This is a genomic window from Clostridium sp. OS1-26 (genome assembly GCF_030915445.1).
Lineage (GTDB): Bacteria > Bacillota > Clostridia > Clostridiales > Clostridiaceae > Clostridium_AM.
Genome location: NZ_CP133264.1, coordinates 4399950 through 4422926, shown reverse-complemented (window position 1 = coordinate 4422926; position 22977 = coordinate 4399950). Strand labels below are relative to the sequence as shown.

General features: G+C 29.5%; 28 protein-coding genes. 7 read left to right on the top strand and 21 right to left on the bottom strand.

What is annotated here, in order from left to right; translation table 11 throughout:
• Window positions 1-42: 42 nt before the first annotated feature.
• The 8 genes from RCG18_RS21945 to RCG18_RS21910 form a co-directional block, all read right to left on the bottom strand.
• Complete coding sequence (locus tag RCG18_RS21945) at window positions 43-1752, bottom strand: DUF4080 domain-containing protein (protein WP_308038130.1); 1710 nt, start codon at window positions 1750-1752, stop codon at window positions 43-45.
• A 171-nt stretch (window positions 1753-1923) separates the two neighbouring features.
• Complete coding sequence (locus RCG18_RS21940) at window positions 1924-2481, bottom strand: class I SAM-dependent methyltransferase (protein ID WP_374119161.1); 558 nt, start codon at window positions 2479-2481, stop codon at window positions 1924-1926.
• Between the two features lie 119 nt (window positions 2482-2600).
• Complete coding sequence (locus RCG18_RS21935; RefSeq protein ID WP_308038128.1) at window positions 2601-3317, bottom strand: zinc dependent phospholipase C family protein; 717 nt, start codon at window positions 3315-3317, stop codon at window positions 2601-2603.
• A gap of 42 nt (window positions 3318-3359) precedes the next feature.
• Complete coding sequence (locus RCG18_RS21930) at window positions 3360-4670, bottom strand: hypothetical protein (protein ID WP_308038127.1); 1311 nt, start codon at window positions 4668-4670, stop codon at window positions 3360-3362.
• 168 nt (window positions 4671-4838) lie between these two features.
• On the bottom strand, window positions 4839-5042 hold the full coding sequence (locus tag RCG18_RS21925) for a hypothetical protein (RefSeq protein ID WP_308038126.1): 204 nt from the start codon (window positions 5040-5042) through the stop codon (window positions 4839-4841).
• Window positions 5043-5269: 227 nt separating this feature from the next.
• Window positions 5270-5869, bottom strand: a complete 600-nt coding sequence (locus RCG18_RS21920) for a peroxiredoxin (protein WP_374119160.1) — start codon at window positions 5867-5869, stop codon at window positions 5270-5272.
• Between the two features lie 261 nt (window positions 5870-6130).
• Window positions 6131-7390 (bottom strand): beta-N-acetylhexosaminidase, encoded by a 1260-nt coding sequence (gene nagZ, locus RCG18_RS21915; protein WP_308038124.1) that lies wholly within the window; start codon window positions 7388-7390, stop codon window positions 6131-6133.
• Window positions 7391-7807: 417 nt separating this feature from the next.
• Entirely contained in the window at window positions 7808-8446 is a 639-nt protein-coding gene (locus tag RCG18_RS21910) for a DUF2238 domain-containing protein (protein WP_308038123.1), read from the bottom strand.
• Window positions 8447-8789: 343 nt separating this feature from the next.
• Between RCG18_RS21910 and RCG18_RS21905 the strand changes: the two genes are divergently transcribed.
• Window positions 8790-9521 (top strand): DUF4163 domain-containing protein, encoded by a 732-nt coding sequence (locus RCG18_RS21905; RefSeq protein WP_308038122.1) that lies wholly within the window; start codon window positions 8790-8792, stop codon window positions 9519-9521.
• Between the two features lie 31 nt (window positions 9522-9552).
• On the opposite strand, the gene RCG18_RS21900 is transcribed toward RCG18_RS21905, so the two are convergent.
• Entirely contained in the window at window positions 9553-10188 is a 636-nt protein-coding gene (locus RCG18_RS21900) for a DTW domain-containing protein (RefSeq protein ID WP_308038121.1), read from the bottom strand.
• Between the two features lie 246 nt (window positions 10189-10434).
• On the opposite strand from RCG18_RS21900, the gene RCG18_RS21895 reads away from it, so the two are divergent.
• The 4 genes from RCG18_RS21895 to RCG18_RS21880 all read left to right on the top strand — a co-directional run bounded on the left by RCG18_RS21895 (window position 10435) and on the right by RCG18_RS21880 (window position 12014).
• Window positions 10435-10725 (top strand): hypothetical protein, encoded by a 291-nt coding sequence (locus RCG18_RS21895; protein ID WP_308038120.1) that lies wholly within the window; start codon window positions 10435-10437, stop codon window positions 10723-10725.
• Window positions 10726-10742: 17 nt separating this feature from the next.
• Window positions 10743-11114, top strand: a complete 372-nt coding sequence (locus tag RCG18_RS21890; RefSeq protein ID WP_308038119.1) for a DUF421 domain-containing protein — start codon at window positions 10743-10745, stop codon at window positions 11112-11114.
• A 56-nt stretch (window positions 11115-11170) separates the two neighbouring features.
• Entirely contained in the window at window positions 11171-11323 is a 153-nt protein-coding gene (locus RCG18_RS21885; protein WP_308038118.1) for a hypothetical protein, read from the top strand.
• A gap of 295 nt (window positions 11324-11618) precedes the next feature.
• A complete protein-coding gene (locus tag RCG18_RS21880; protein WP_308038117.1) occupies window positions 11619-12014 on the top strand; it encodes a hypothetical protein in 396 nt (131 codons plus the stop codon).
• Window positions 12015-12083: 69 nt separating this feature from the next.
• On the opposite strand, the gene RCG18_RS21875 is transcribed toward RCG18_RS21880, so the two are convergent.
• Window positions 12084-13022: an AEC family transporter gene (locus RCG18_RS21875; RefSeq protein ID WP_308042078.1), complete on the bottom strand. Its 939-nt coding sequence runs from the start codon at window positions 13020-13022 to the stop codon at window positions 12084-12086.
• A gap of 309 nt (window positions 13023-13331) precedes the next feature.
• On the opposite strand from RCG18_RS21875, the gene RCG18_RS21870 reads away from it, so the two are divergent.
• Window positions 13332-14009 carry a 5-methyltetrahydrofolate--homocysteine methyltransferase gene (locus RCG18_RS21870; protein ID WP_308038116.1) on the top strand — a complete coding sequence of 226 codons (678 nt, stop codon included), beginning with the start codon at window positions 13332-13334 and terminating at the stop codon, window positions 14007-14009.
• Between the two features lie 12 nt (window positions 14010-14021).
• On the opposite strand, the gene RCG18_RS21865 is transcribed toward RCG18_RS21870, so the two are convergent.
• From RCG18_RS21865 to RCG18_RS21845, 5 genes are all read right to left on the bottom strand, one after another.
• On the bottom strand, window positions 14022-14393 hold the full coding sequence (locus RCG18_RS21865; protein ID WP_308038115.1) for a response regulator: 372 nt from the start codon (window positions 14391-14393) through the stop codon (window positions 14022-14024).
• Between the two features lie 125 nt (window positions 14394-14518).
• A complete protein-coding gene (locus RCG18_RS21860; RefSeq protein ID WP_374118960.1) occupies window positions 14519-15028 on the bottom strand; it encodes a DUF2179 domain-containing protein in 510 nt (169 codons plus the stop codon).
• Between the two features lie 281 nt (window positions 15029-15309).
• Window positions 15310-16113: an ABC transporter ATP-binding protein gene (locus tag RCG18_RS21855; RefSeq protein ID WP_308038114.1), complete on the bottom strand. Its 804-nt coding sequence runs from the start codon at window positions 16111-16113 to the stop codon at window positions 15310-15312.
• 14 nt (window positions 16114-16127) lie between these two features.
• Complete coding sequence (locus RCG18_RS21850; protein ID WP_308038113.1) at window positions 16128-16952, bottom strand: ABC transporter permease; 825 nt, start codon at window positions 16950-16952, stop codon at window positions 16128-16130.
• 6 nt (window positions 16953-16958) lie between these two features.
• The gene (locus RCG18_RS21845) at window positions 16959-18023 is read right to left on the bottom strand and encodes an ABC transporter substrate-binding protein (RefSeq protein ID WP_308038112.1); all 1065 of its coding nucleotides are present in this window, start codon (window positions 18021-18023) and stop codon (window positions 16959-16961) included.
• A 213-nt stretch (window positions 18024-18236) separates the two neighbouring features.
• Between RCG18_RS21845 and RCG18_RS21840 the strand changes: the two genes are divergently transcribed.
• The gene (locus tag RCG18_RS21840) at window positions 18237-18953 is read left to right on the top strand and encodes a TerC family protein (RefSeq protein WP_308038111.1); all 717 of its coding nucleotides are present in this window, start codon (window positions 18237-18239) and stop codon (window positions 18951-18953) included.
• Between the two features lie 72 nt (window positions 18954-19025).
• Here the strand turns inward: RCG18_RS21840 and RCG18_RS21835 are convergent, their stop codons facing one another.
• The 6 genes from RCG18_RS21835 to RCG18_RS21810 form a co-directional block, all read right to left on the bottom strand.
• Entirely contained in the window at window positions 19026-19475 is a 450-nt protein-coding gene (locus tag RCG18_RS21835; RefSeq protein WP_308038110.1) for a PadR family transcriptional regulator, read from the bottom strand.
• 5 nt (window positions 19476-19480) lie between these two features.
• The gene (locus RCG18_RS21830; protein ID WP_308038109.1) at window positions 19481-20332 is read right to left on the bottom strand and encodes a DegV family protein; all 852 of its coding nucleotides are present in this window, start codon (window positions 20330-20332) and stop codon (window positions 19481-19483) included.
• 317 nt (window positions 20333-20649) lie between these two features.
• The gene (locus RCG18_RS21825; RefSeq protein ID WP_308038108.1) at window positions 20650-20841 is read right to left on the bottom strand and encodes a hypothetical protein; all 192 of its coding nucleotides are present in this window, start codon (window positions 20839-20841) and stop codon (window positions 20650-20652) included.
• 301 nt (window positions 20842-21142) lie between these two features.
• Window positions 21143-21898 (bottom strand): hypothetical protein, encoded by a 756-nt coding sequence (locus tag RCG18_RS21820; RefSeq protein ID WP_308038107.1) that lies wholly within the window; start codon window positions 21896-21898, stop codon window positions 21143-21145.
• Window positions 21898-22593, bottom strand: a complete 696-nt coding sequence (locus RCG18_RS21815) for an ABC transporter ATP-binding protein (protein ID WP_308038106.1) — start codon at window positions 22591-22593, stop codon at window positions 21898-21900. Before RCG18_RS21815 ends, RCG18_RS21820 begins: the two co-directional genes overlap by 1 nt.
• The gene (locus RCG18_RS21810; protein ID WP_308038105.1) at window positions 22593-22961 is read right to left on the bottom strand and encodes a GntR family transcriptional regulator; all 369 of its coding nucleotides are present in this window, start codon (window positions 22959-22961) and stop codon (window positions 22593-22595) included. The genes RCG18_RS21815 and RCG18_RS21810 overlap by 1 nt, the downstream gene beginning before the upstream one ends.
• Between the last annotated feature and the right edge of the window lie 16 nt (window positions 22962-22977).

Genomic DNA, 22977 nt, shown 5'->3' with positions numbered 1-22977 from the left:
AGCCTCCTCATTATTGAATAGAAAAAATACAAGATTAGAAGACTATATCTTAGTTATCTGCTTAAATTCATTATTATTTTTCGGATCAAATATCACATAACATTCAATTTCTCTTAGTTCACCAGTTTTTATAAACAACTCTACATCAATAAAAAACTTTTCAGCATGATAACTATCTGATGCTTTAATTTCTCCATTTTTGATTAATTCCTTAATTTTTCGCTCTTCTTCCTTAATTCTTTCTCTATTTAGAAATTCAGGTATCCATTTCTTTTTATTAAATTTAAGATAGTCATATTTTATTATTTCCTTTAGATTTTCAGTGCTCTCATTGAACTTTTCCTCATTGAATTCAACGAATACCTTATAATAATCTGCAGATGATATATTCCTATTTAAATATCCTTTACTATGAAGGAACTCCCCTAATGATTGATAAAAATCAAAAGCATTTGCAAACTTAGGCATAAAGTATTTTAATATATTATCGAATTTTCTAGAATTATAATATTTATCTACTACTTCTTCAACTTTTTTTAAAATAAGCAGCTCTTCATAGCTTATATCTTTTGTGCTTAAAATTTCATAAGGCGGGTAAGGTGAATATACCATTCCCCATTTTTTAGCCTCAGCTCTCATGTCTGATCCTTTTAGAAGCTTTAAAAATCCAAGCTGAATTTCTTCAGGATTAATAGAATAAACATCATTAAAGGACTTTTTAAAAGAATAAAAATCCTCTCCAGGAAGCCCTGCAATTAAATCAAGATGTTGCTTTATATTTCTGATTTTTTCTAATTCATCAACCTTTTCTTTTATATCCTCAAAATTTACATACCTATTTATATTTCTAAGAACTTCATTATTTGTAGTCTGAACTCCTACCTCAAACTGAATTCTTCCCTTTGGTGCTGTCGCTAAAAGCTTTATTTGCTCGCTCGTTAGTATATCTGCTGAAATTTCGAAATGAAAAGTCGCCTCTGTGTCTAAGCTTATTAAAAACTCCCATATTTCAGTGGCAAATTTAGCATTGCAATTAAAAGTTCTATCAACAAATTTAATAAGCTTAGCTCCCTTATCTACTAAGAATTTTAACTCTTTCTTTACTCTATCTACATTCAAAAATCTAACATTATGTATTGTTGAAGATAAGCAGTATTTACACTTAAATGGACACCCACGAGAAGATTCAAAATATACTATTCTATTTTCAAGATTATCCTCTAATGTATATGGGAAAACTATTCTGCTTATATCCATTAGAGATCTTTCGCCATTAAATTGCACCTTTTCACCTATTTTAAAACTTAATCCTTTTATGGTTTTCAGTTTATCATTTGCTTTCTCTTCAGATATTTTGTTTTCCTTTTTCCAAAGCAGCCAGTTTATGAATTCATAATATGTTTCTTCACCTTCTCCACATATTACATATTCACCAGGATTTTCACTTAAAAAGCTTTCACTATCATAAGAAACCTCAGGTCCTCCATAGAGTATTTCTATTTTAGGATTTACAAGCTTCACTAATCTTGCCAGTGCCTTAACCATTTCTATATTCCATATATAACAAGAAAAAGCCAATACATCGGGATGTTCTGATATAATTTCTTCTAATAATTTTTCTAACCTATCATTCACAGTAAATTCTTTTATAACACACTCATAATTTAAATCTTTTGTATAGGCTTTCAAATACCTTACCGCTAAATTACTATGGATAAATTTTGAATCAAGCGCTGTTAATACTACTTTCATTCCTGCACTTCCTTTCGATTTCCTTCCTTGCTTTCTAGAAATATTATTGTTCCTTAAGCACTTTATATAGTATACATTATTGAAAGCCTTTAAATCAATTATTTTAGGCATCTGAAAGAAAATAACAAGTCAAAGATGCAATGATTATTTTCTTGAAGTATCTCTTGAGAATTAAGCACTGTTAACACTACTCTCATTTTTCACATCAATACCTTCTTCGGTAGTTTTGTCACTATCCTTCTTTTTTAATTGGACTTTTTTCTTTGCCTTTATATAATATATGCCATCGGAAGATTTAGAATCTAGTATATCAAAGTAGCCTTCTAGTAACTTAATTGTATTCTTCTTTGAAATATTTTTAAATATATTTAACTCTTTCACATTTATTTGTCTCATTCTACTTTCGGGTATAACAACCTTTAAACGCCCATTAAACAGTTTTCCATAGCCTTTATCAATATCCCATATATATAACATCCCATCTTTATTTAAATATCTGTGTATATCAGATATAAAGTTTTTCTTTCTTTTCTTAAACCATATACTGCTGAAAGAAAAGAATAGTATACAGTTGTCATAAAAATCTTCACTTATCTTCTCCTTCCCTTCTTTTCCACTAAGATACTCTACATTTACATCATCATTATATTGCTTATATATATTATAAAATATACCATGGTTTTCTAGGCCAATATCTAATATATTCCCTCTAAATGTCTCTCTCTCCATATTTATGAATATGTCTTTTTTCAATACGTATCACCTACCTCTATTATTAATACTTTTGTTTAAAATAGCATGAATATATAAATATATATTTTCTTCATAAAAAAAGAAATTCCTCCATTTTAAGGAAGAATTTCATTATTTTTTAATTCATTATAATATCTAACCATGAAACCAGCAGTAGTGCGCTGAGCTTCTTTTAATATCATTGTTGCTATTTTACCGTACTTTTCATCACGAGATTCAATAGATATATTTTTCATATAGGTGCTGTTTGCCATGATAGCATTATTTTTTATGAATTCTTCTATAGTATCATAAATTACAGCTCCTTCTTTAGCTATAAAAGAATAATCAGTAAGAAGTCTACTTATAATCCATAATTCAAACTTTCTATGACTTTTTAAGAGTTTATTATTTACATGTTGTGGCACTGTGGCATCCTGAACCAGATGACAGGAGGCTCCAAAATAAAATAAAGCTCTATTAACATCTCCTGTATTCATATAAGCCATAGATTTATTATAATAGTTTCTACATTCTGTTAAAGCATCTGAAAAACCATATAAACCTTTTCCTTTGCTTACATGATAAAAATGATTGGAGCTTTTAAAATCCTGATCAGCCCAAGCTACACCAGTATTTAAAGCATTTATATGCTGCTTAAAGAAATCATACTGCTTTTCATACCCATCATTTTTAAGTATTTCAACAGCCTGCATTATTATGAATTTATGAACAGTACAATGAGTTTTCAATATTTTCTTTTTAAGAGGATTTACTGCGAAAAATAGTCCTCTTAATGTTTTTCCATAGGTATGTTCTAATTTTCTCCTCATTTTTACATCTATCTCCTCGTAAATTTTACTTTATAATTTTCCTTAGTTCGAACTTTTCATTAATTTTAAAGCAGCTACTATTCCAACTACAGTTATGCATAAAAGATATGCATAAAACTCATTACTTATATTCAAACCCTTGTTAACTATCCCTTTTTCTATACTATATAAATAACCAGAACTTCCGTCAAGAACTAATAAGCTCTTTCCTGAAAATTTTAAGCTTGAAATTTTAGTACTTTCATTAAATTTCGCTTCTTCTTTTATAGATCCTGTTCCATTAAATCCATATAATTCATTATTTAACTTATCGTAAAAATATATACAATTTTTTTCTCCTAGTACACCAGCACAATCTATAGCAACAGAGTTCATAGAACTTAAATTTTTATGTTGATATATAGGTGCTGGCGGATTTGTTGTCGGATGATTTTCAAGAATAAATTGGAGACCATTTACCCCTCCTTTAAATCTGGGCGAAGTTACAGGATCCCCTCCACTGTAGTCCGGCCATCCATACCACACACCCTTTTTTATTTCATACAAATAGTCGCAATCGCCTTTAATTGGCCTAGAGCCTCTATTTTCTATTCCTCCTACTGCTGCTATTAATTTTCCTTCATTTGTGAAATCCATTCCTGTTATATTTCTTATTCCCCAAGCAAAAGTCTCACTATTACCAGTTTTTAAATTATATATTATAACGGATGCATTTCCTGGAAAGTGCTCAGGTATTATCTGTCCCTTTATACTTTTTGTTCTGTAACTTTGAAATGCACCTGTTTTATCTTTGCCAAAATCTAACCCTTTTAATGTTATATCCTTAGGAGTTATATCATGAATATAAGGGGCATCTTTTATCCATTTGTTGTCCTCTCCTACTACACCTGAATTAGTTACAGCACCAATTGTTATATACATATAATCTCCCTTAATTTTTATCAAACTATTCCTATAATCTCCGTAGTTTGGAAGATCTTTTATTGCTTCTGTCAAGTTTTTGCTTAATAAATCATAACAATATAGTTTTGTATCTGATGAAAAATATAGCTTATTTCCAAAATACTCTATGCTAGATATATTAAAGTCAGTTTTTTTTAAAACATCGTAGCTTTGTCCACTATTTTTAATAAGTTGAATCTTGTCCCTATAAGCTATGTAATAATTTCCATTTTGATCAATAGCAAAATCTACGGCATCTTTTAATCCCTTATATCTCGTTTTGTAATTTAAGTTTTCATTCTTAACAATTATGTTTTGGGTTATTGGCTGATTATAATAATATTTTTTAAGCAAAAGAACTGCTAAGAAAACAATAGCACAGGGTATAAGTACACTTAAAATTTTTTTCATACTGCATCTCCTTAATTACAATTTCTTTATGATATATATATTTTAAAAGTTTGTTGTATATGTATATTATGAGTGCAGTATTTTAAAAATTTGAAAATAAGATAAAAAAGCAAGAGGTTATATTTATCCTCTTGCTTCTTATCTCTCTGTATTACCAAAGAAAAATTATTATTCATTTGACTGCTGATAACTCTTATTGTTATATCCCCAGCACTTATCACATTTTAAGCAAACTACAGAAGAATAGGCATTACAGTGCCCGTAGCTAGTTTTTTTAGTAGCTTTTTTGCCATTTGCTATTCTTGAAATCCAACTTTGCTTCTCTTGCTCTTCGTTTTTTTCATTATCTAGAAATAATTTATTAGACTTCATAGTATAAACACCTTTCTTTCTGTTAGATTTCAAAACCTTACTTAAATCCACTTCTATTGTAACTTAATTAAAAAAATTAATAAAGTAAATTAATCACGTTTTTACAGCAATTTCTTAAAAATTTTTAATCTATTTAATTAATTAATTACAACATTACCCAGGTAATATTTTACTATTAATGTTTTATGGATATGCATCCTAAGTCTTTGACTTAACGATGAATATCACTAATACTTGCCAATATGTTCCCATCCAACTTCTATTCCTACATCTCCAGGCTTCCATCCACTCTGTACTCCTAAGTTAGTCTTTTGATTATACTGAAGACCTTCTAAAAGCCTTAGCAATTCGTCAATATTTCTTCCTACTGAATCCGGATATACTAAATAGCTTTTTATTGCACCCACTGTATCTATTATAAATGTAGCCCTATAAGCATAACCGCCATTTTCATCGAAAACTCCAAATTTTTTGGATATCTCAAAATTTCTATCGGATAGTAATGGATAGTTTATCTTACTTGCTGAAGGTGAAGTTTGAATAAACATCTTATGAGAAAGGATGCTATCTGTGCTTATAGCCAAAACCTCTGAATTTAAATTTATAAATTTGTCATGTTGTTCAGCAACTGCCGCTAATTCAGTAGGTCACACAAAAGAAAAATTTGAGCTATAAAAGAAAAGTATTACCCATTTTCCTTTATAATCAGATAGTGCCACTTTGCTCTTCTGATTATTTACTATGGCTTCTAATGTAAAATCTAAAGCAAAATCATTTAGACTAAAATATCCTCCATATTTATTCCATGCAGGATGAAATGGATTTATTTTCTCATCAGGAGATCCTAATGCTATGGAATAGTTATCTGCCATTTAATTTCACTCCTTTTATCTTTTTTGGATTTTTACTTTATAGTAAGCTAATATTATTTATTTAATGTCTACTGTGTTATTATTTGTATGTAAAACAATTATTATTTGAACTTTTTTATAGTAAATTAAAAAGTAACTACCAGCTTACGAATAATTGCTAGCAGTTACTTTTTAAACTTAATAAATTACTGATTAAACATAAATAATTATGCTTAACTAGTAATTATTTAAAACTGTATTAATTTTCTCATTTATTTTATCAACATCTATCGAGTTTATGGCTTTATCCTTTAATTCATATTTCTGCTTTAGTTTTAATATTCTATACACGCTCTCATCAATTCTCTCTTTTGTGATAACCCCATTTCCCACTGCATTCCTTAGGGCATTTATAACCATAACTTCATTCTCATAACTATGTGATACTAAAATTATATCACTTCCTGCTTCCACAGACTTCACCGATACTTCTCCTATATTATAATTTTTAACTATTGCTCCCATTGCCATGTCATCTGTAATTACTACTCCATTAAAGTTTAACTGCTTTCTTAATATATCAGTAATTACAGCCTTTGAAAATGAAGCTGGATTTGAAGAATCTATTTTAGATAATAAAATATGTGATACCATTACTGCATCAGCTTTATTTTTTATGGCCTCATCAAATGGAATAAACTCAAAGTTTTTAAGTCTATTTAAATCATTAGACACTGTAGGTAACTCAATATGAGAGTCTACTGATGTGTCTCCATGCCCTGGAAAGTGTTTTACCACTGATATAACGTTTCCTGATTGAAGGCCTTTCATTGTTTCGACTCCTAACTTACCTACAATCTTGGATGTTGAACCAAAGGATCTGTTTCCTATTACCGAGTTGTTAGGATTACTATTTATATCCAGTACCGGAGCAAAGTTCATATTAAAACCAAAGGATTTAAGTTCTTCCGCCATCACATTTCCTATACTATAGGATAAATTGCTATTATTAATTTGGCCAACTTCTCTATTAGTTGGATATCTTCTTAATTCTTGTGGCATTCGATCTACTCTTCCACCTTCTTCATCAACAGATACAAATATAGGTATTTTATTTTTCAAATTAGCTGCTTTAAGGGAATTCACAAGATTTAATAATTGATTAGTACTTTGAACATTTTGTCCTAGTATAATAAATCCACCAACTTTATATTCCTCAATCATCTTTCTTGAATTGCTGTCTAAAGTATATCCATCTACTCCAACCATCAACATCTGACCGATCTTCTCATCTAAAGTCATTGCATTAATTTGTTCCTTTAATGGGTCAAATTCTTGATTTGTATCTCGCTCTTGCTCTTTTTGCTTTGGGAGTATTCTATCTAAAATAGTATTTCTATTGCCATTTTGAACTATTGTATAATTCATTAATATATATACCGATAAAAATGATATAGCAAACAATAGAACCATATAGGATATAAACTTTTTATACATTTGCTTTCCTCCAGTGCTGAATTCATAATGTAATAGTTTTTTCGAAGCAGTGATTCATAAGCATATTTTATTACCATGTTTTCCCAAAGTCAACTGTTTTATTATTCATTATCGTACTGAAATTTATAAATACAAACCATAAACACTGTAGCAATCGGCAAAGTACAACATGATAATGAATTAATAGTTAAAACGTTGCATTATTATAAACATACGTTATTTAAATATTCTACATAGAATTTCTAAAACCTTTTATATTTTTAATTTGAAAATTATATTAAAGTATTAATTTGCATTATAAGAAAAGGTTACGTTTCAAATATGAAAACATAACCTTTATTGCAAAAATAATAGATTTATTAATTAATTTATTATTGAAACTGATTTTCAACGTCCTAATTGATAACAGAGTTTTCCCTAGTAATGCTTTTCTAGTCTATCTATATACCTGTCATGAATTTTATAAAAATTAGATACAGAGATTATAGAACCTATTAGCGCCCAAAACATATCCCATTGTGTATCCCATATATCACCTTGGAATCCTAAAAAATCATTAGCTCTTTCTCCTACTATTAAAGCTATTCCCCATTCCATTAATTCATAAAAAGCACTTATTGATAAGCAAATACAAACAACTAAAATAGATAATATTATACCTTTCTTAAGCTTCAGCTTTCTTATAAATAGTTCTCTTACAATAAACGCAGTTATAAAACCTTGAAAAAAGTGTCCAAACCTATCATAATGGTTTCTATTTAAGCCATATGCTTTCTTTATCCAATTAAACAATGGTACATCACCATAAGTGTAATGTGCTCCAATTAGTATTAAGATTATTTGAATTAAAATGAGTGCATAAACAAAAGTTGTAAATTGGAACTTTTTATAAGTAAATATTAATATTAAAATTCCTATAAATATTGGAAAAGCCTCTAAAATCCATGTAAAATAACTTTTAGGCTTAATAGCAGATAAAATTAGTGCTACAAAAAATATTATTAGTAAAATAATGTGTGCTCTGTTCAATTTATTATTTTCTTTATAGCTATTCATGCTTTTACACTCCAAATCTATATTATTCTATATAGCCTTTTATATTAAGTCCTTATAGATAGATAGTGTACTCAACTACTGAATTTATATGTGTAATATAAATTAAAACAATAGTCTTTATATCCATATATTGCTTTTGATTCAATATCAACGTTATACTATAAATCTGCATATGATCCTACTAGAACTAAACGGTTCCTATCATCCTATAAGTGTAACTTTTTGAATATACTAACATATTCTAATAAGTGTAGGGAAACTAGCTGGAAAGTTAACTTATATATAAGAATATAAGCTAATTTCCAATTCTTTACCCCTATAGAATATGAAGGAGGTATATACTATGCTATGCCCTTTTAAGCCATATCATGCATTTTGTCCTTTTCAAGAATATAGTTCTTGTTATGTGAGTAGTCGTACTGCATCTAATGAAAATGCTTTAACAGTAAGCACTAAGAATATCTCAAGTGAAACCAGCAATATACACGAGTCCCTTCAAATACCTGTATTTCAAGGTAAAATTAATCCTAGGGTTCTTCAACATATAAATGACAATATAAAAAGTGATATATTAGAATTTAAAAGTCAGATGGAGGCTGCTGCAAATGAATATAGTAAGAATTTGATAAAACAAGGCAAACCTTTTACCCCTTTTGAGATTTCAAATACTTATTTAGTAACCTATAATAAAAATAATATTTTAAGCACTTCAATAATTTATCAGCAGTATATTGACGGGAGAAGTAGTCATATAAGAACTACTTATAATTATGATCTTACCTCTGGAGAATCCATGCCTCTTAAAAGCTTATTTAAGCAAGGTGTAAACTACAAAGATACACTAAATAAACTAATCATTCAAAAGATTAATGAAAATAAACAACTATACCCTTCAGGTTCCGCCAAACAATTTAAGAGCATTGCAGAAGATCAACCATATTACTTAGATAATAATAACTTAGTTATATTCTTTAGATTTAATGAAATTGCTCCAGTAGCATCGGAAATACCAGTTATGCGAATCCCATTCTCTGAGTTAAGCAATATATTAAAACCACAACTTTTGAGGGGGTAGAAAACTCCCTCCTCTTTAAAAATTTACCAGTTTATTCTCTTAGTTTGTGTCCGCCTATGCCTGCTTTAAAGCTTCTTAAAAATAATTTATATAAATCTTTAATGGCCAAGGAATTTTCAGTTTCTCCGTTTAATCTAAGTACTTCTATAGCGGTTTCTGCTGTACATAGATTCCCTTCATCAGCTCCTTTTCTTATATCGAACTCAGATTTATAATTTAGCTCTAATGATATTATAGGCAGCTCTTTTAAATAGTTACTTTTTCTAAATATTTTTCTGGCCTCTTTCCATGTTCCATCTATAATAATAAAAGCAGGAATTTTATCAGTATCAAGATATTTTATTTTTCTTTTCTTTGATTCCTCATCTTCTGCTGGAAATAATAAAAAAGTTGAATACCTATCATCATTTATGTATTCAATCAATCTTTCTGGAATTTTTGTTCTCTCCCAAAGAAAAATTTCAGTGGAATCTGGATTTATTAACTTCAATAGTCTTGCGGTATTCGATGGTCTATAAAATTCTCTTTCTGTTGATAAAACTAAAATTTTTGATTGAGACTTTATCTTAGTTACTTTATTACATATACAATTTATTGTTGGAAGACCACACTTATCACAGCTGTCATACAATTTTGTTACTCTCTTTACTTCATATTCTGACTTCAATTATAGTTCCTCCTGCAAACATAAATAAATTATAACCTACATGTTACCATTAAAAAATCTAAAAATACAGCCTTTATAGTAAAAATAAATATATATGGAATTATTTGAGTGTAATTCTGAAAACAATCATACTAGCGAAAGAATTAAATTTAAGTTTCTAGTAGATAATAGAAACATGAACAAAATTTATGCTTTGTAAATTACATATACCTTACAAACAGAACACAGCTTTGGAGGTGACATTCCTTGTTTGAACCTTTTGAAATAATTTTGAGAGTATTTTTAGCTCTAATAATGCTTCTAGGCTCTACCAGATTTTTAAATAAAAGAACTTTATCTAAACTAACATATTTTGATTATGTTGCTGCAGCTACTCTTGGAACAGTAGCAGGCAACCTAGCTTTTAATTTAAAGGTGCATATTTTAAATTTTATTCTTTGTATGATACTTATACCACTAATAGTAATGGCAATATCTTATTTATCTTTTAAATACAAGTGTATCCGTAGTTTTTTGCTGGTGAGCCAACTATTTTAATTAAAAATGGAAAGGTTTTGGAAAATAATTTAGCCAGCTTAAATTTCTCTTATGAATATCTAAGTCAGCAATTGAGACAAGAAAAGATCTTTGATATAAATCAGGTTAAACTAGCTATCCTTGAACCTAGCGGTAAGCTAAGTATTCAGCTAAAACCACAAAACCGTCCACTAACCCATCGGGATATTAGCATGCCGGTTAGCTATGAAAGTTTAGCAATTGAACTCATTTTAGACGGTAAAATTATAAAAAAAAGTCTAATAAACCTTCATAAAGATGAGAATTGGCTCTATAATGAACTAAACAAAAAAGGAATTAGAAATATAAATAAAGTGGCTTTTGCTGCATTATCTTCCAATGGCAAAATATATTATGAAAATATTTCATAGAATTAATTGCTTTATTTAGCCAAAAATATAGTTGCAGATGAAAGGAGGATTTTATAATGGATAAAAAATCTAAAACTAGCACTGATAACCAATGGACTTCATTACCAGAAAAATCTCTTGAAGAGTCAAACTCTACAAATAAAAAAGATAAAACTGCTAACGATAACCAATGGACTTCAACTGCCAAGAATATTGTTGATGAAAAATAAAACTATTTATATATAAAAATAAACTCAATAGAAAATGCTTCCGCTGTATTATATATATGGATAGGCTAACTCCAGAACAAAGGTCGCATATATTAAATCATCTTATTAAACTCCAAACTAAAATGAAATGAATCATATTGAAAAGGCTGGCTTACCAGCCTTTTTAATATGATATAACATATGTAAATTGTCATAATTAGACATAAATGTCTATTTTCAAAAATATATAAATTTACAATATTACTATAATGTTATATTATTATAGTGTAAATATCGTCGAATAAGGAGATTAAACATGGAAAACTGTTTAAATACTACGAAAACCTTTTATAAAGATATAGATGAGTATAAAAATGATATCGATAATGTCATACAAAATATGATTTATAATAAAGAAAGATTGGTATTTGCCGTGGTTGCAGAAAAATCAGGTATAACACGTTTTGTCATAAGACAGTATCCTGAGTTAAGAAATTATATGTTGCATAAAATGGTACATTATAAAGAAATACACGTTATAAATCAAAAAATAGATAGAGCTGTTGCTAGTTTGTTAAGATCAAATAAAAGTATAACCTTTATGGCAATAGTTAATAAATGCAAATTCAATTCTGACATTATTTATAGAAATCAGTACATAAAGAATAAAATTAAAAGTGTAATTTCTAACAATATTCAAATAAATATATAAACATGAAAAAGCTAATTCTAATTATACTCTTCCATGAGTTTAATTAGAATTAGCTTTTTAAAATTGGCACTATCCTAATAGTGCCATATATATTGGTATAAATATTAAACTTGATACAGTAGTTACTACTGTCATTACTGTTGCATATTTATGATCGGCACCATAAGTTCTTGCAACTATTGCTGTATTAGTCATTACAGGCATAGCAGCTTGTACAACAAAAACTTTCTTCATGAGCTCCGGTATTGGGAAGTAATGAGCCATAATAAAGACCAATATAGGTGATATAAGAAATCTTCCAAAAAGTATAGCTATCATATCTATATCCATTTTTATTTCGCTTATATCTACAGAGTATATTGTTATACCAATAAATAGCATAGATAAAGGTGTTGTTAAATTACCAAAATATTTACAAGTATCCATAATGAACTTTGGAATCTGAATATTTAACATTATAAGCATTATGGCTACCACAAAGCCCATTAACGGTGGGGATACTATTCTTTTAAAGGTTTCTTTCGAAAATATACTACTTTTTTTAGACTGTCCATCCGTACTTATGCCATAAGCTCCAATTGTCCAGAAAAAGCTGGTGTTAGCAATATAATAGAGTAAAACATACGGAATACTTTTGGATCCAAATAATGCAAGATTTACAGGAAGCCCTATGAATATAGAATTAGATACAAAAAACATAGATCTAAAAGTTCCAACTTTATGTTTATCAACTTTAATAATTTTAGATACAATTATTGCTAACAAATAGCATAATGCTATGGAAAGGAAAGGAATAATCAAACCTTTACCTAAATTATTTAATTTGTTTCTATCAAAGTTTCCCATCAAATCAGATATCATAAGGCACGGGAGGGATATATTACATACTAATTTTGAAAAGACCTTTGATGTTTTTTCATCCAACCAACCTTTTGAGGTTAATATATATCCTACAGTAATCATAGCCACAATACTTAGAACACTTCCTAGTGCATTTACTATAACCATGTCTATCATCTCCTTATTAATCCCCCTAACTATTATTGCACATCTTCTAACTAAATAAAAGATTTTTGTATACAAAAATCTTTTACAACTATGAATACTTATGAATTTTTACAATTGGCATAGAGCTTTTAAAATCATGATTTTTGCAAGATAAGGTCCATTTTGAACCTTATTGGCACTAAAAATGGCTTTTAATCCAATACTTTTTAATATTTTTTGAAATAATTAGCTATATAACTTGCAATTTTCTTTAAGTTCTATTATAATATATTTATAAATAAAATTTTGTATAAATACGAGGTGGGGCCAATGAAAATAGTATCTGATTTCAAAATAAAATTAAATAAAGAGAAGATTATAGAAACAGTTCAATCTTACTGCCAGACACCTCCGTACGAGGAATTAAGCAAAATGTATGATGATTTATTCTACTACCTTATAGAAAATTCTACTCCTTTAGGAATGTATAAAATAGATAAAAAACCGAATAACTTAGATTTAGATTCTTTAAAGAAATGCAATAATATAGTATCTTGTCTCGTAACAATAGGAGATGAATCTTGCAAAAAAGTTGAAAGTCTTTTCGAAGAAGGAAAATTTTTTGAAGCAATTCTATTAGATACTATGGCAAGCTCATACTTATTTCACGTGAGTTCTGACTTATTTAATGAAATATGTGCAGATTCACATGATCTTGGGTTAGGGCTTACCTGTAAAATTGCTCCTGGTGACGGTGAAATTGATTTAGAATATCAAAAAGAAATTGTAGATATGTTTAAAAACGATGATATTCATAGTATAAGAGTTGTTAATGATTGTATGTTGTATCCTGCAAAATCAATGTCTTATATATATGGTGCTGACTCACAAATAGCATACAATGAAAAAGACCATAGTTGTGAACATTGTCATAATGTTTTTTGTAAAATGAGAAATTTAAATTTTAAAGCACAAAAACCGCTTTTTAATGATGAAGACTGCGCATAATACGCAGCCTTCTTATTTTTTATTTCTTGCTTTTAATGCTTTTTTTACTTCAATTACTAAATCATCTTCATCAAAAGGCTTTACTATAAATCCTCTAGCCCCTGCATCAATTGCTTCCCTTACAATTGCCTGCTGCCCCATAGCTGAACACACAATTATATATGCTTTAGAATCTATTTTCATTATTTCCTTTACAGCTTCTAAACCATTCATTTCAGCCATAGTTAGATCCATTGTAACTACATCTGGTATTAAACTTTGATATTTAATTATTGCTTCCTTACCATTTCCCGCTTCCCCTGCGATTTCTATATTATGCTTATTAAATATTCCTATTATTATATTCCTCATAAATTTGGAATCATCAACTATTAATACTCCCATGTTAAGATATTTCTCCTTTATCATAGTTTCAAATAAAAGTAATTTTAAAACTAATTATTCTTATGTTAAATTACTAATTATAGTTTTCGTGTAAAACTTTAACAAACTTTATAATTGTTTTAAAATTATTTTTTAATTCCATAGCCTCCGTACACAGTTTTAGTATCAACTATTGAAATTACAGCTTTTATATCAGAGTTTTCTATAATTCTTAAAATTTCATTCTTTCTCTTTCTTTTAACATGGGCTATAAGCATCTTTTTATCTTCTTTTAATCCTTCAGCTTCTACCACAGTAACACCAACCTGCTGATCCCTTAGCAGCTCTGCTAACTTTTTACCATCTTCTTCAGAGGAAATTAAATTTATAGTTACTATTCCTAATGCAAGTTTTTCCTCCAGTATACATCCAATATAGTTTCCACAAGTAAAACCTAATGCATATACTACCATCTTAATAGGATCTTTATCAATATTTACAAGCACCTTGCCTATTACATAAAGCCATATAGATACTTCAATAAATCCTATCAGTGAGCCATAAAGTTTTTCTCCTCTTGTTATAAGAACAGTTCTTATAGTCATAAGTGAAACTTCAATAATTTTAGCAAAAAAAATAAACATATAGATTAGCATAATCATCCCCCCAATTTGATAATATGTATACGTTATCTAAAGTTCTATAAATTAAGACTTCAAAATATGAAGACATTACTTTAATAAAATTTTATTTATTTAAATACCCACTAATAGTTTATAACATAAATATAGCTTTTCTGCAATAAACAAAATAAAGAATTTCTTAATATTAATGTATATTTAAAATATTATTCAATACCTTAACTATTAATACATGATTTTCTTGCGAAATTAAATAAGGGGGCGAATATAATACGTCCCCTTAAGTATTGACTTTTCTACCTTTTTACTTCATCTTTCAGCTGTGACCATATCTTTATAAAAAGTTCATTAAACTCTGGCTTTTTTCTCATTTCTGACATATCCCTAGGTCTAGGTATATTTACCTCAAATACATCTTTTACTCCGCCGGGATGTCCAGACATAAGCATAATATGGTCAGATAAAAAAATTGCTTCATCTATGCTATGAGTAATAAATACAACAGTTTTTCTATTGCTTTCCCATATTTGAAGCAATTCTTGTTGTAAAATAATGCGATTTTGCTCATCTAAGGATGCAAAAGGCTCATCCATAAGCAGTATCTCCGGATCATTGGCAAAAGCCCTAGCAATACTTACTCTCTGTTTCATGCCGCCAGATAATTGATGCGGAAATGCCTTTGTAAATTTCTCTAGCCCAGTTTTTATTATGAATTCATCTACTACTTCCTTAATTTTATTTGATGGCAATCTTCTATTTTTTAAGCCATAGGCTATATTATCCCAAACGTTCATCCATGGGAAAACCGCATGTTCTTGAAAAACCATAGAATTTAGTGGGTTACTTTTATTATTGTGAGCGATCTCTAATACACCTGATGTTGGCATTTCAAGCCCTGCAAGTACTCTAAGCAGAGTTGTCTTCCCGCATCCACTAGGACCAACGAAACACCAGAATTCTCCTTCACTTATTTTTAAGTCCACATTTTGAAATGCAACTACTTCATCCTTTTTTACTTTAAACTTCTTAGTTAAATTCTCCATTTTTATTTTCACTTTATCATCATATGTTTTGCTTCTCAATGAATTTATTCCATTCATACTTATCATCCTCTTTAATCTTGTTTCCAAGGAATTATTATTCTCTCTATTTCATCAAGAACCACTGTAAAAATATATCCAAGAAGAGACATCATGATAAAAGAGACAAACATCTCTGGGATATTAAATATTGAATAAGATTCCCATATACGATATCCTATTCCTTCAGATGCTCCGTTCATTTCTGCTGCAACTATTAATAGTAACGCCATTCCCATACCAAGCTTTAATCCAGTAAATATCATAGGAAGTGCACCTGGAAGTGCAACAGTCAAATAATAATCTTTTTTACTTGCACCGTAGTTTTTCGCCACATCCATATATATCTTATCTAAATTAACTACTCCCGCAACTGTATTCATTAAAACTAAAAAGAAAGTTCCAAGAGCTATTACCACCATTTTTTCAAATTCTGTTAATCCAAGTAATATCATAATTAATGGCATCAACGCTAGTTTCGGTATTGGATAAGTCGCCGCAACAATTGGGTCCAGTATAATCTTCACTATAGGGAACAACCCCATAGTCAGACCAATAATGAGACCAGGTATTGTTCCGAGCAAAAATCCACCAAAGATTCTATATAAACTTATTTTCAAATCTGAAAAAAGTATACCGGTTTTTATCATTTCCCATAATGCACCTAAAATTGTCGTAGGAGCCGGAAAAAATCTACTGTCAAGTGCATGTGTCCTAACAAGAATCTCCCAAATAACCAGTAAACCAAGTGGAGATAATACAGTTAAAATTCTATTTTTTGATTTATTACTAAGCTTGCTTTTGTTTTCCTGCTTTTTTTCTGTTTCAAATCTAACTATTTTTTCATCTACAATTTGCATTCTTTATCAGTCCCCCTTGGTGTATTTATATTCGCCTATCTGTTTTAAAGCGTTTTCTACATAGCTATTGTCAATCAACTTATTTACATCAGCTTCTTTTTTTACAATACCACTTTGCATATACCACTTTTGGTCATTTATAACACCTTGTTTTAATACATATCCATTAGAATCTAATCCAGGTGGTTTCATTCTTAGGAAAATATCTGCTTTGTCTACAAAGGTATTTTTAGTTAAAATATCTACAATTTTAGCTCTATCTTTATCGCCGTACACTAATGCATCATTGTAAGCTCTAACCCCTTGAAGATAAGCTAATATAAATTTGTTTCCTAATTCTTTATCTTTGCAGAAATTAGGACTATACATAAGTACCGATATTTCTTCTCCTTTTGCATATTCATCTGGATCTTTCCACCACTCAAGTATTCCTTCATCCACACCTTTAGTAATTAATGGTTCAATCTGCATTGTAGCATCTGCATTATTATTTGCTACAGCAGTAAGCATATCTGGGAAAGAGTCAACTATTACAAATTTGACATCGTTTTTTGTCAAGCCACCCTTTTCTAATGCTTTTTGTACAAAGAGCTCATTAATTGAACCAACGGAAGCAATAGCTATTCTCATTCCTTTCATATCCTGATAGGTCTTATATTTTGCTCCTAATCCTTTTTTTAGTGCAATTTGAAAATACCCTTTACCTGGAACATTATGTCCTCCATCTGCTACCAATTTGATGCCTATACCTTGATTCGATGCATTGAATAAAGCTGCGTTTATTATTCCTCTGCTTACATCAACTTGATTTGATACAACCGCTGAGAGCTCGTCTGCACCAGAGTTAAATTTTACATATTGAATTTTTATTCCCTGTTTTTCAAAAAAACCTAGTTTATCCGCCAGTATTATCCCAGCCTCTGACGGAGCATCATCAAAAGCTACCTTAACCACCTGTTCTTTATTTCCATCACCCGTATCTGACTTATTAGTAGTATTACCGCAAGCAGCAATAGAAACTGTCATCAGTGCCGTTACGAAAAAGGATAGAAATTTTTTTAACCTTTTCAAAAGTAACCACTCCTATTATTGGTTTTCTTTAAGTTGATAAAAAACTAAGAACTTATTTTAATATATTCTACGGCTTAATAAAGTGTTACTAACCAGGTTATATAAAGTAAAATATAATAATATACTTATTATAAGGATAACTTGCCATTTGGCTTAGTTTATTTTGTGTGCTAGAATAATATATGAAAGCAAATTATATAAGGAGGGAATAATATGGATAGTTTAATTCCTTCATTAATAGGCGCAGCTCAGATTACACTTTTAGATATAGTTCTGAGTGGAGATAACATAGGGGTAATTGCTCTTGCAACTCGAAAACTTCCTCCACATCTTGCAAAGAAAGCTTCAGCTATAGGAGTATTTGCTGCTGTTTTACTTAGAATTATATTCGCATCACTTATAACCTATATCTTAATGATAGAGTGGCTTCCTATAAGGTTAGTAGGAGGACTGTTGCTTATAAAGATAACATGGAATTTTATTAGACCAGATTGTGAAGAAGAAGATTGTAGTGTAAACTCTTCTAATAAATTTATGGGTGCTATATGGAGCATTATCATAGCAGATGTTACTATGAGTTTGGATAACGTACTTGCAATTGCAGGTGCTGCACATGGAAATATTATGCTAATTATATTTGGACTTCTACTTAATATACCAATTATATTTTTCGGAAGCCAATATGTAGCAAAACTAATGAACAAGCATCCTATGGTTACTTACATAGGAGGAGCAGTTCTTGCTCATACCTCTTTTAGAATGCTTTTAGAGGACAAGTTGTTGCATAATTTTGTACTTAATTTTAGTATGATAAATATAATTCTCCCTTATGGCGCAGCACTACTTACAATTATTTATGGCTTCTGTATGTCTAAGAAGCCTACAACCTACAGTTTTAAAGATTACAGAGAAAAAAAGTTTAAAATATAGCTTTTAATACGAATAAAAAACCTACACTCTTTATCCAAAAACTATAGTTATAAGATAAAGAGTGTAAGTTTTTTATTCGTACAAATCTTTGTATACTATTTTAAACACCTCTAAAGCCTCTTCAATTTTTTCCTTTAAAAGTTCTTTTCGTTTTTGGAGTTCCTCAGTACCTAATTCAGTTATAGTATATATCTTTTGAATTTTCTTTTTTGAATCATCCCATTTCCCAACTACCATTTTTTCTTTTTCTAACTTTTTTAAAATAGGATATATTCCTCCGGTACTTGGAATCCATCTTCCTTTAGTTCTCTCACCTACTTTATGAGAAATATCATTTCCATTGGTAGCACCTAAACTTAGCACATAAAGTACATAAATTGGTAATAATCCTTTTGTAAACACCTGCCCTACAGCTTCATTCTCTTTTTTAACCTTTTTTAACTCCAGCAGTTTTCTTTTATATTCCGCATAAAGCCTTTTTTCTTCTTCTTTAATGCTTTCGTCTATGCCAAATTTGCCCATAAGTATTACTCTTCCTCAAACAAAACTAAACCTACAAGACCAGGGCCACTATGAACTCCTGATACTGGGCTTATGCATCCTCCGAATATTGCTTCTGTTACATTTGGATGCTTTGAGATTTCATTAAAAGCCTTTTGTGAATCTTCTAAGGCATATCCATGTAAGGCATAAAATCTACATTTCTTTTCGTCTAAAATTGCCTTTACAAGCTCCATAATTTTATTCAAAGATTGTTTTCTTCCTCTGACCTTTTCATGAGTATAATACTTTCCATCATTTATGTCTACTGAAACAATAGGTTTTATATTTAAAAGTTCTCCAATAGTTCCTGAAACCTTTCCTATCCTACCGCCTCTCTTTAGATACTCTAATGTTCCAACTACGAAGAAAAGATGAACTCGTTTTCTTATAGAAGGCAAAGCCTCAACTATTTCTTCAAAGCTTTTTCCCTGCTCAATAAGCTTCCCGCATTCCTCCACTACTACTCCTTCACCCCATGATATTGATTTTGAATCAAATATGTGCGTGATAATATTAGGATGATTTTCACTTGCTATCTTTATACCATTATAAACTCCCGATAATCCTGAAGATAATACTATAGCTATAGCATGAGTATATCCTTCTTTTTCTAAGGATTCGAATAGGTTTTCCATATCCTCTAAGGCTGGCATGGATGATGTAGGGACTTCCTTATCTAAATTCTCATATACTTGCTCAGGAGTTATCTCAATCTTGTCCTTATATTCTCTGTCTTTGTATATAATTCTGAAAGGAAGTACATTTATATTATACTTTCTTATTATTTCCTCATTAAGATCGCTCGTTGTGTCCGTAATTAAAGCTATTTTGCTCAAAGCTTTTTCCTCCTCTAATTCTAATTTAATCATGAAATTCAATTTATATATTATTTAGTTTAAACAATCCTTACATAAACAATTATACCATTATATAGATGATTATCAATACTGATAATCATCTATATTGATAATCATCAGTATTGATATACTAATAATATTTTAATCTTATTTTCTGTTTTAATTCTAAACTTTATTCAATTCCGCATATTATGTTGTTTTTCATTTAGTTATATCATAATTAAAATACTTCTACCTTTTTTGCTTAATATGCAATAAAGAACAGTGATGCTTTCGCAGCTCACTGTTCTTTTCATCTATTTATACCCTCTTATAAATTCATCTATAAAATACCCAATTATACCACCAGCGGAAGTCATCATAATAATCATACTTTTAGCATCTTTTGTGACCATAGCTAATACAACTCCTACCAATAGACCTGTACATAACCCCATTGCCATTCCTAAACATTCCGTACCTTTTTCTTCTTTATTATTACCTTCCACTAGTTTCCCCCCTCTATACCATAAATGTTCCTTTTCTAATAACCAAGTTAATAGTTAATTAACCTATACTTTAATATTTACTACCCTTATTCTCATTTTAATTATAATAGAAATTACCTTTTCAAAAGTTAAATATTGATGAAGAATGGTTACAAAATGATTACAATTCAAAGCTATTCTTTTTAAAGAGTTTAAGCCTTTCAATAATTCTATTTTAAAAGATATTCCTCTACTTTTTATAAACTAATTATAAACAAATTATAAACTTTAAGTAATCTCCTCTTTACTCCAATAATTTATACTAGAAATCTATTTTATTCTCTAAAATATACGCTGTTGCTATAAACATTAATACGAATAGTATAACATTCAGAATCATTGCTGCTATATTTACTGGAATAACGTGTGCTCCATACATTGATAATTGTGATTGAGCTGTCAGTATATTTAAATTGAAAGTTTGAGGAAAAATTCCAATTACTATTTGTGTGATCTTAGCCACTATAATTGAAATAATAATAAATATTATAAATCCGCCCAATTTTCCTACCTTCTTCTTTTTAATCGCTACCTTGCTTAAAGCTATTGAAAAATAGATTGTAGTGAGGAAATATACATATTCAAATAAGCTGCTTAAAATGCTTTCTGTGATAAACTTTGGACTTATATTTCTCATAATCAGCCCCAAATTAATACTAAAGCTGCTATGACCTTGAATACTTATATAATTGAAGAGGAATGCTACCGCCCATACTATCAATCCTTGAACTATAGATGTTATAAGCTTTGCTCCTAAAATAGAATATCCAGATTGAGGAAGTGAAAATAATAAATATCCACTATCTTCATATAGATCTCTACTGAATAACCTTATATTCCAGATAAATACTATTACTGCCGCCGCAAAACTTATTAATAATGAAAGAACTGTAATTGATCCTTCAGGCCATGTATTTATTCTAGTGAATAGAAGTATATTGAGAGCAGCTATTGCACCAAGTATTATAATAAAATCCTTATAGTATCCCTTTAATTCATATTTCACCAAATTAAACATTATTTAAATACCTCCCTATATAACTGGTCTATAGACATCTCCTTTTCATTTCTAAGTTCTTCAGCGCTACCACTTAATACAATCTTTCCCTCAGAAATAAATGCAACGTCGTCAAATAACCTTTCGATATCATTTACCAAATGAGTAGTTATAATTATCGAACTATCTTCACTATAATTATTTAGTATAGCATCAAGTATTTTTTCTCTTGTTGTAGGATCTACTCCTCCTAAAGGTTCATCTAATATATAAAGCTTTGCTTTTCTTGAAAGTACTAAAGTTAAATATAACTTTTCGCTCATACCTTTTGACAATGTAGGAATTTTGCTGTTGATATCCAGATTCATAAATTCTAACAACTCTTTTGCTTTTTTTTCATCGAAATCCTCATAGAAGTCTTTAAAGAATTGTATAGCATCTTTTATTTTCATCCATTTAAATAGATAATCTTTATCTGGTAAATATGACACTATTGATTTGGTATGCACACCAGGTTTATGGTTATCTATCAGTATTTCACCGCCGGTAGGCCTTAAAAGTCCTGCAGCAATTTTTAAAAATGTTGTTTTACCACTCCCGTTAGGCCCCAAAAGTCCAACAATTTTTCCTTTTTTTATTTCTAAATCCAATCCATCTAGAGCTTTTTTATTAAAGTAACCTTTTTCAAGCTTTACAGCCTTTAATATAGTATCCATTACATATCCTCCTTAACTTTCTCCTCAACTATCTTTAAAATTTCCTCTGAGCTAAATCCGATATTTTTCATCCCCATTAAAAAATTATCTATAATCTCTTTGGACATTTCTTTTTTTAATTCATTAATCATACCTTCATCCTCCATAACAAAAGTCCCCATCCCTCTCTGTGTATAAGTTATTCCTTCTCTTTCAAGCTCTTGATAAGCCCTTTGAAGAGTATTGGGGTTTACCTTCAGTTCTGCAGCCATATCCCTTACAGAAGATAGCTTATCTCCTGGTTTCAGTCTTTTTGTAACTATGTCCCTTTTAATCAAATTCATTATCTGTACATATATAGGAACCTTTTGATCAAAGTTTAGACTCATCTTCACACCTCCATTT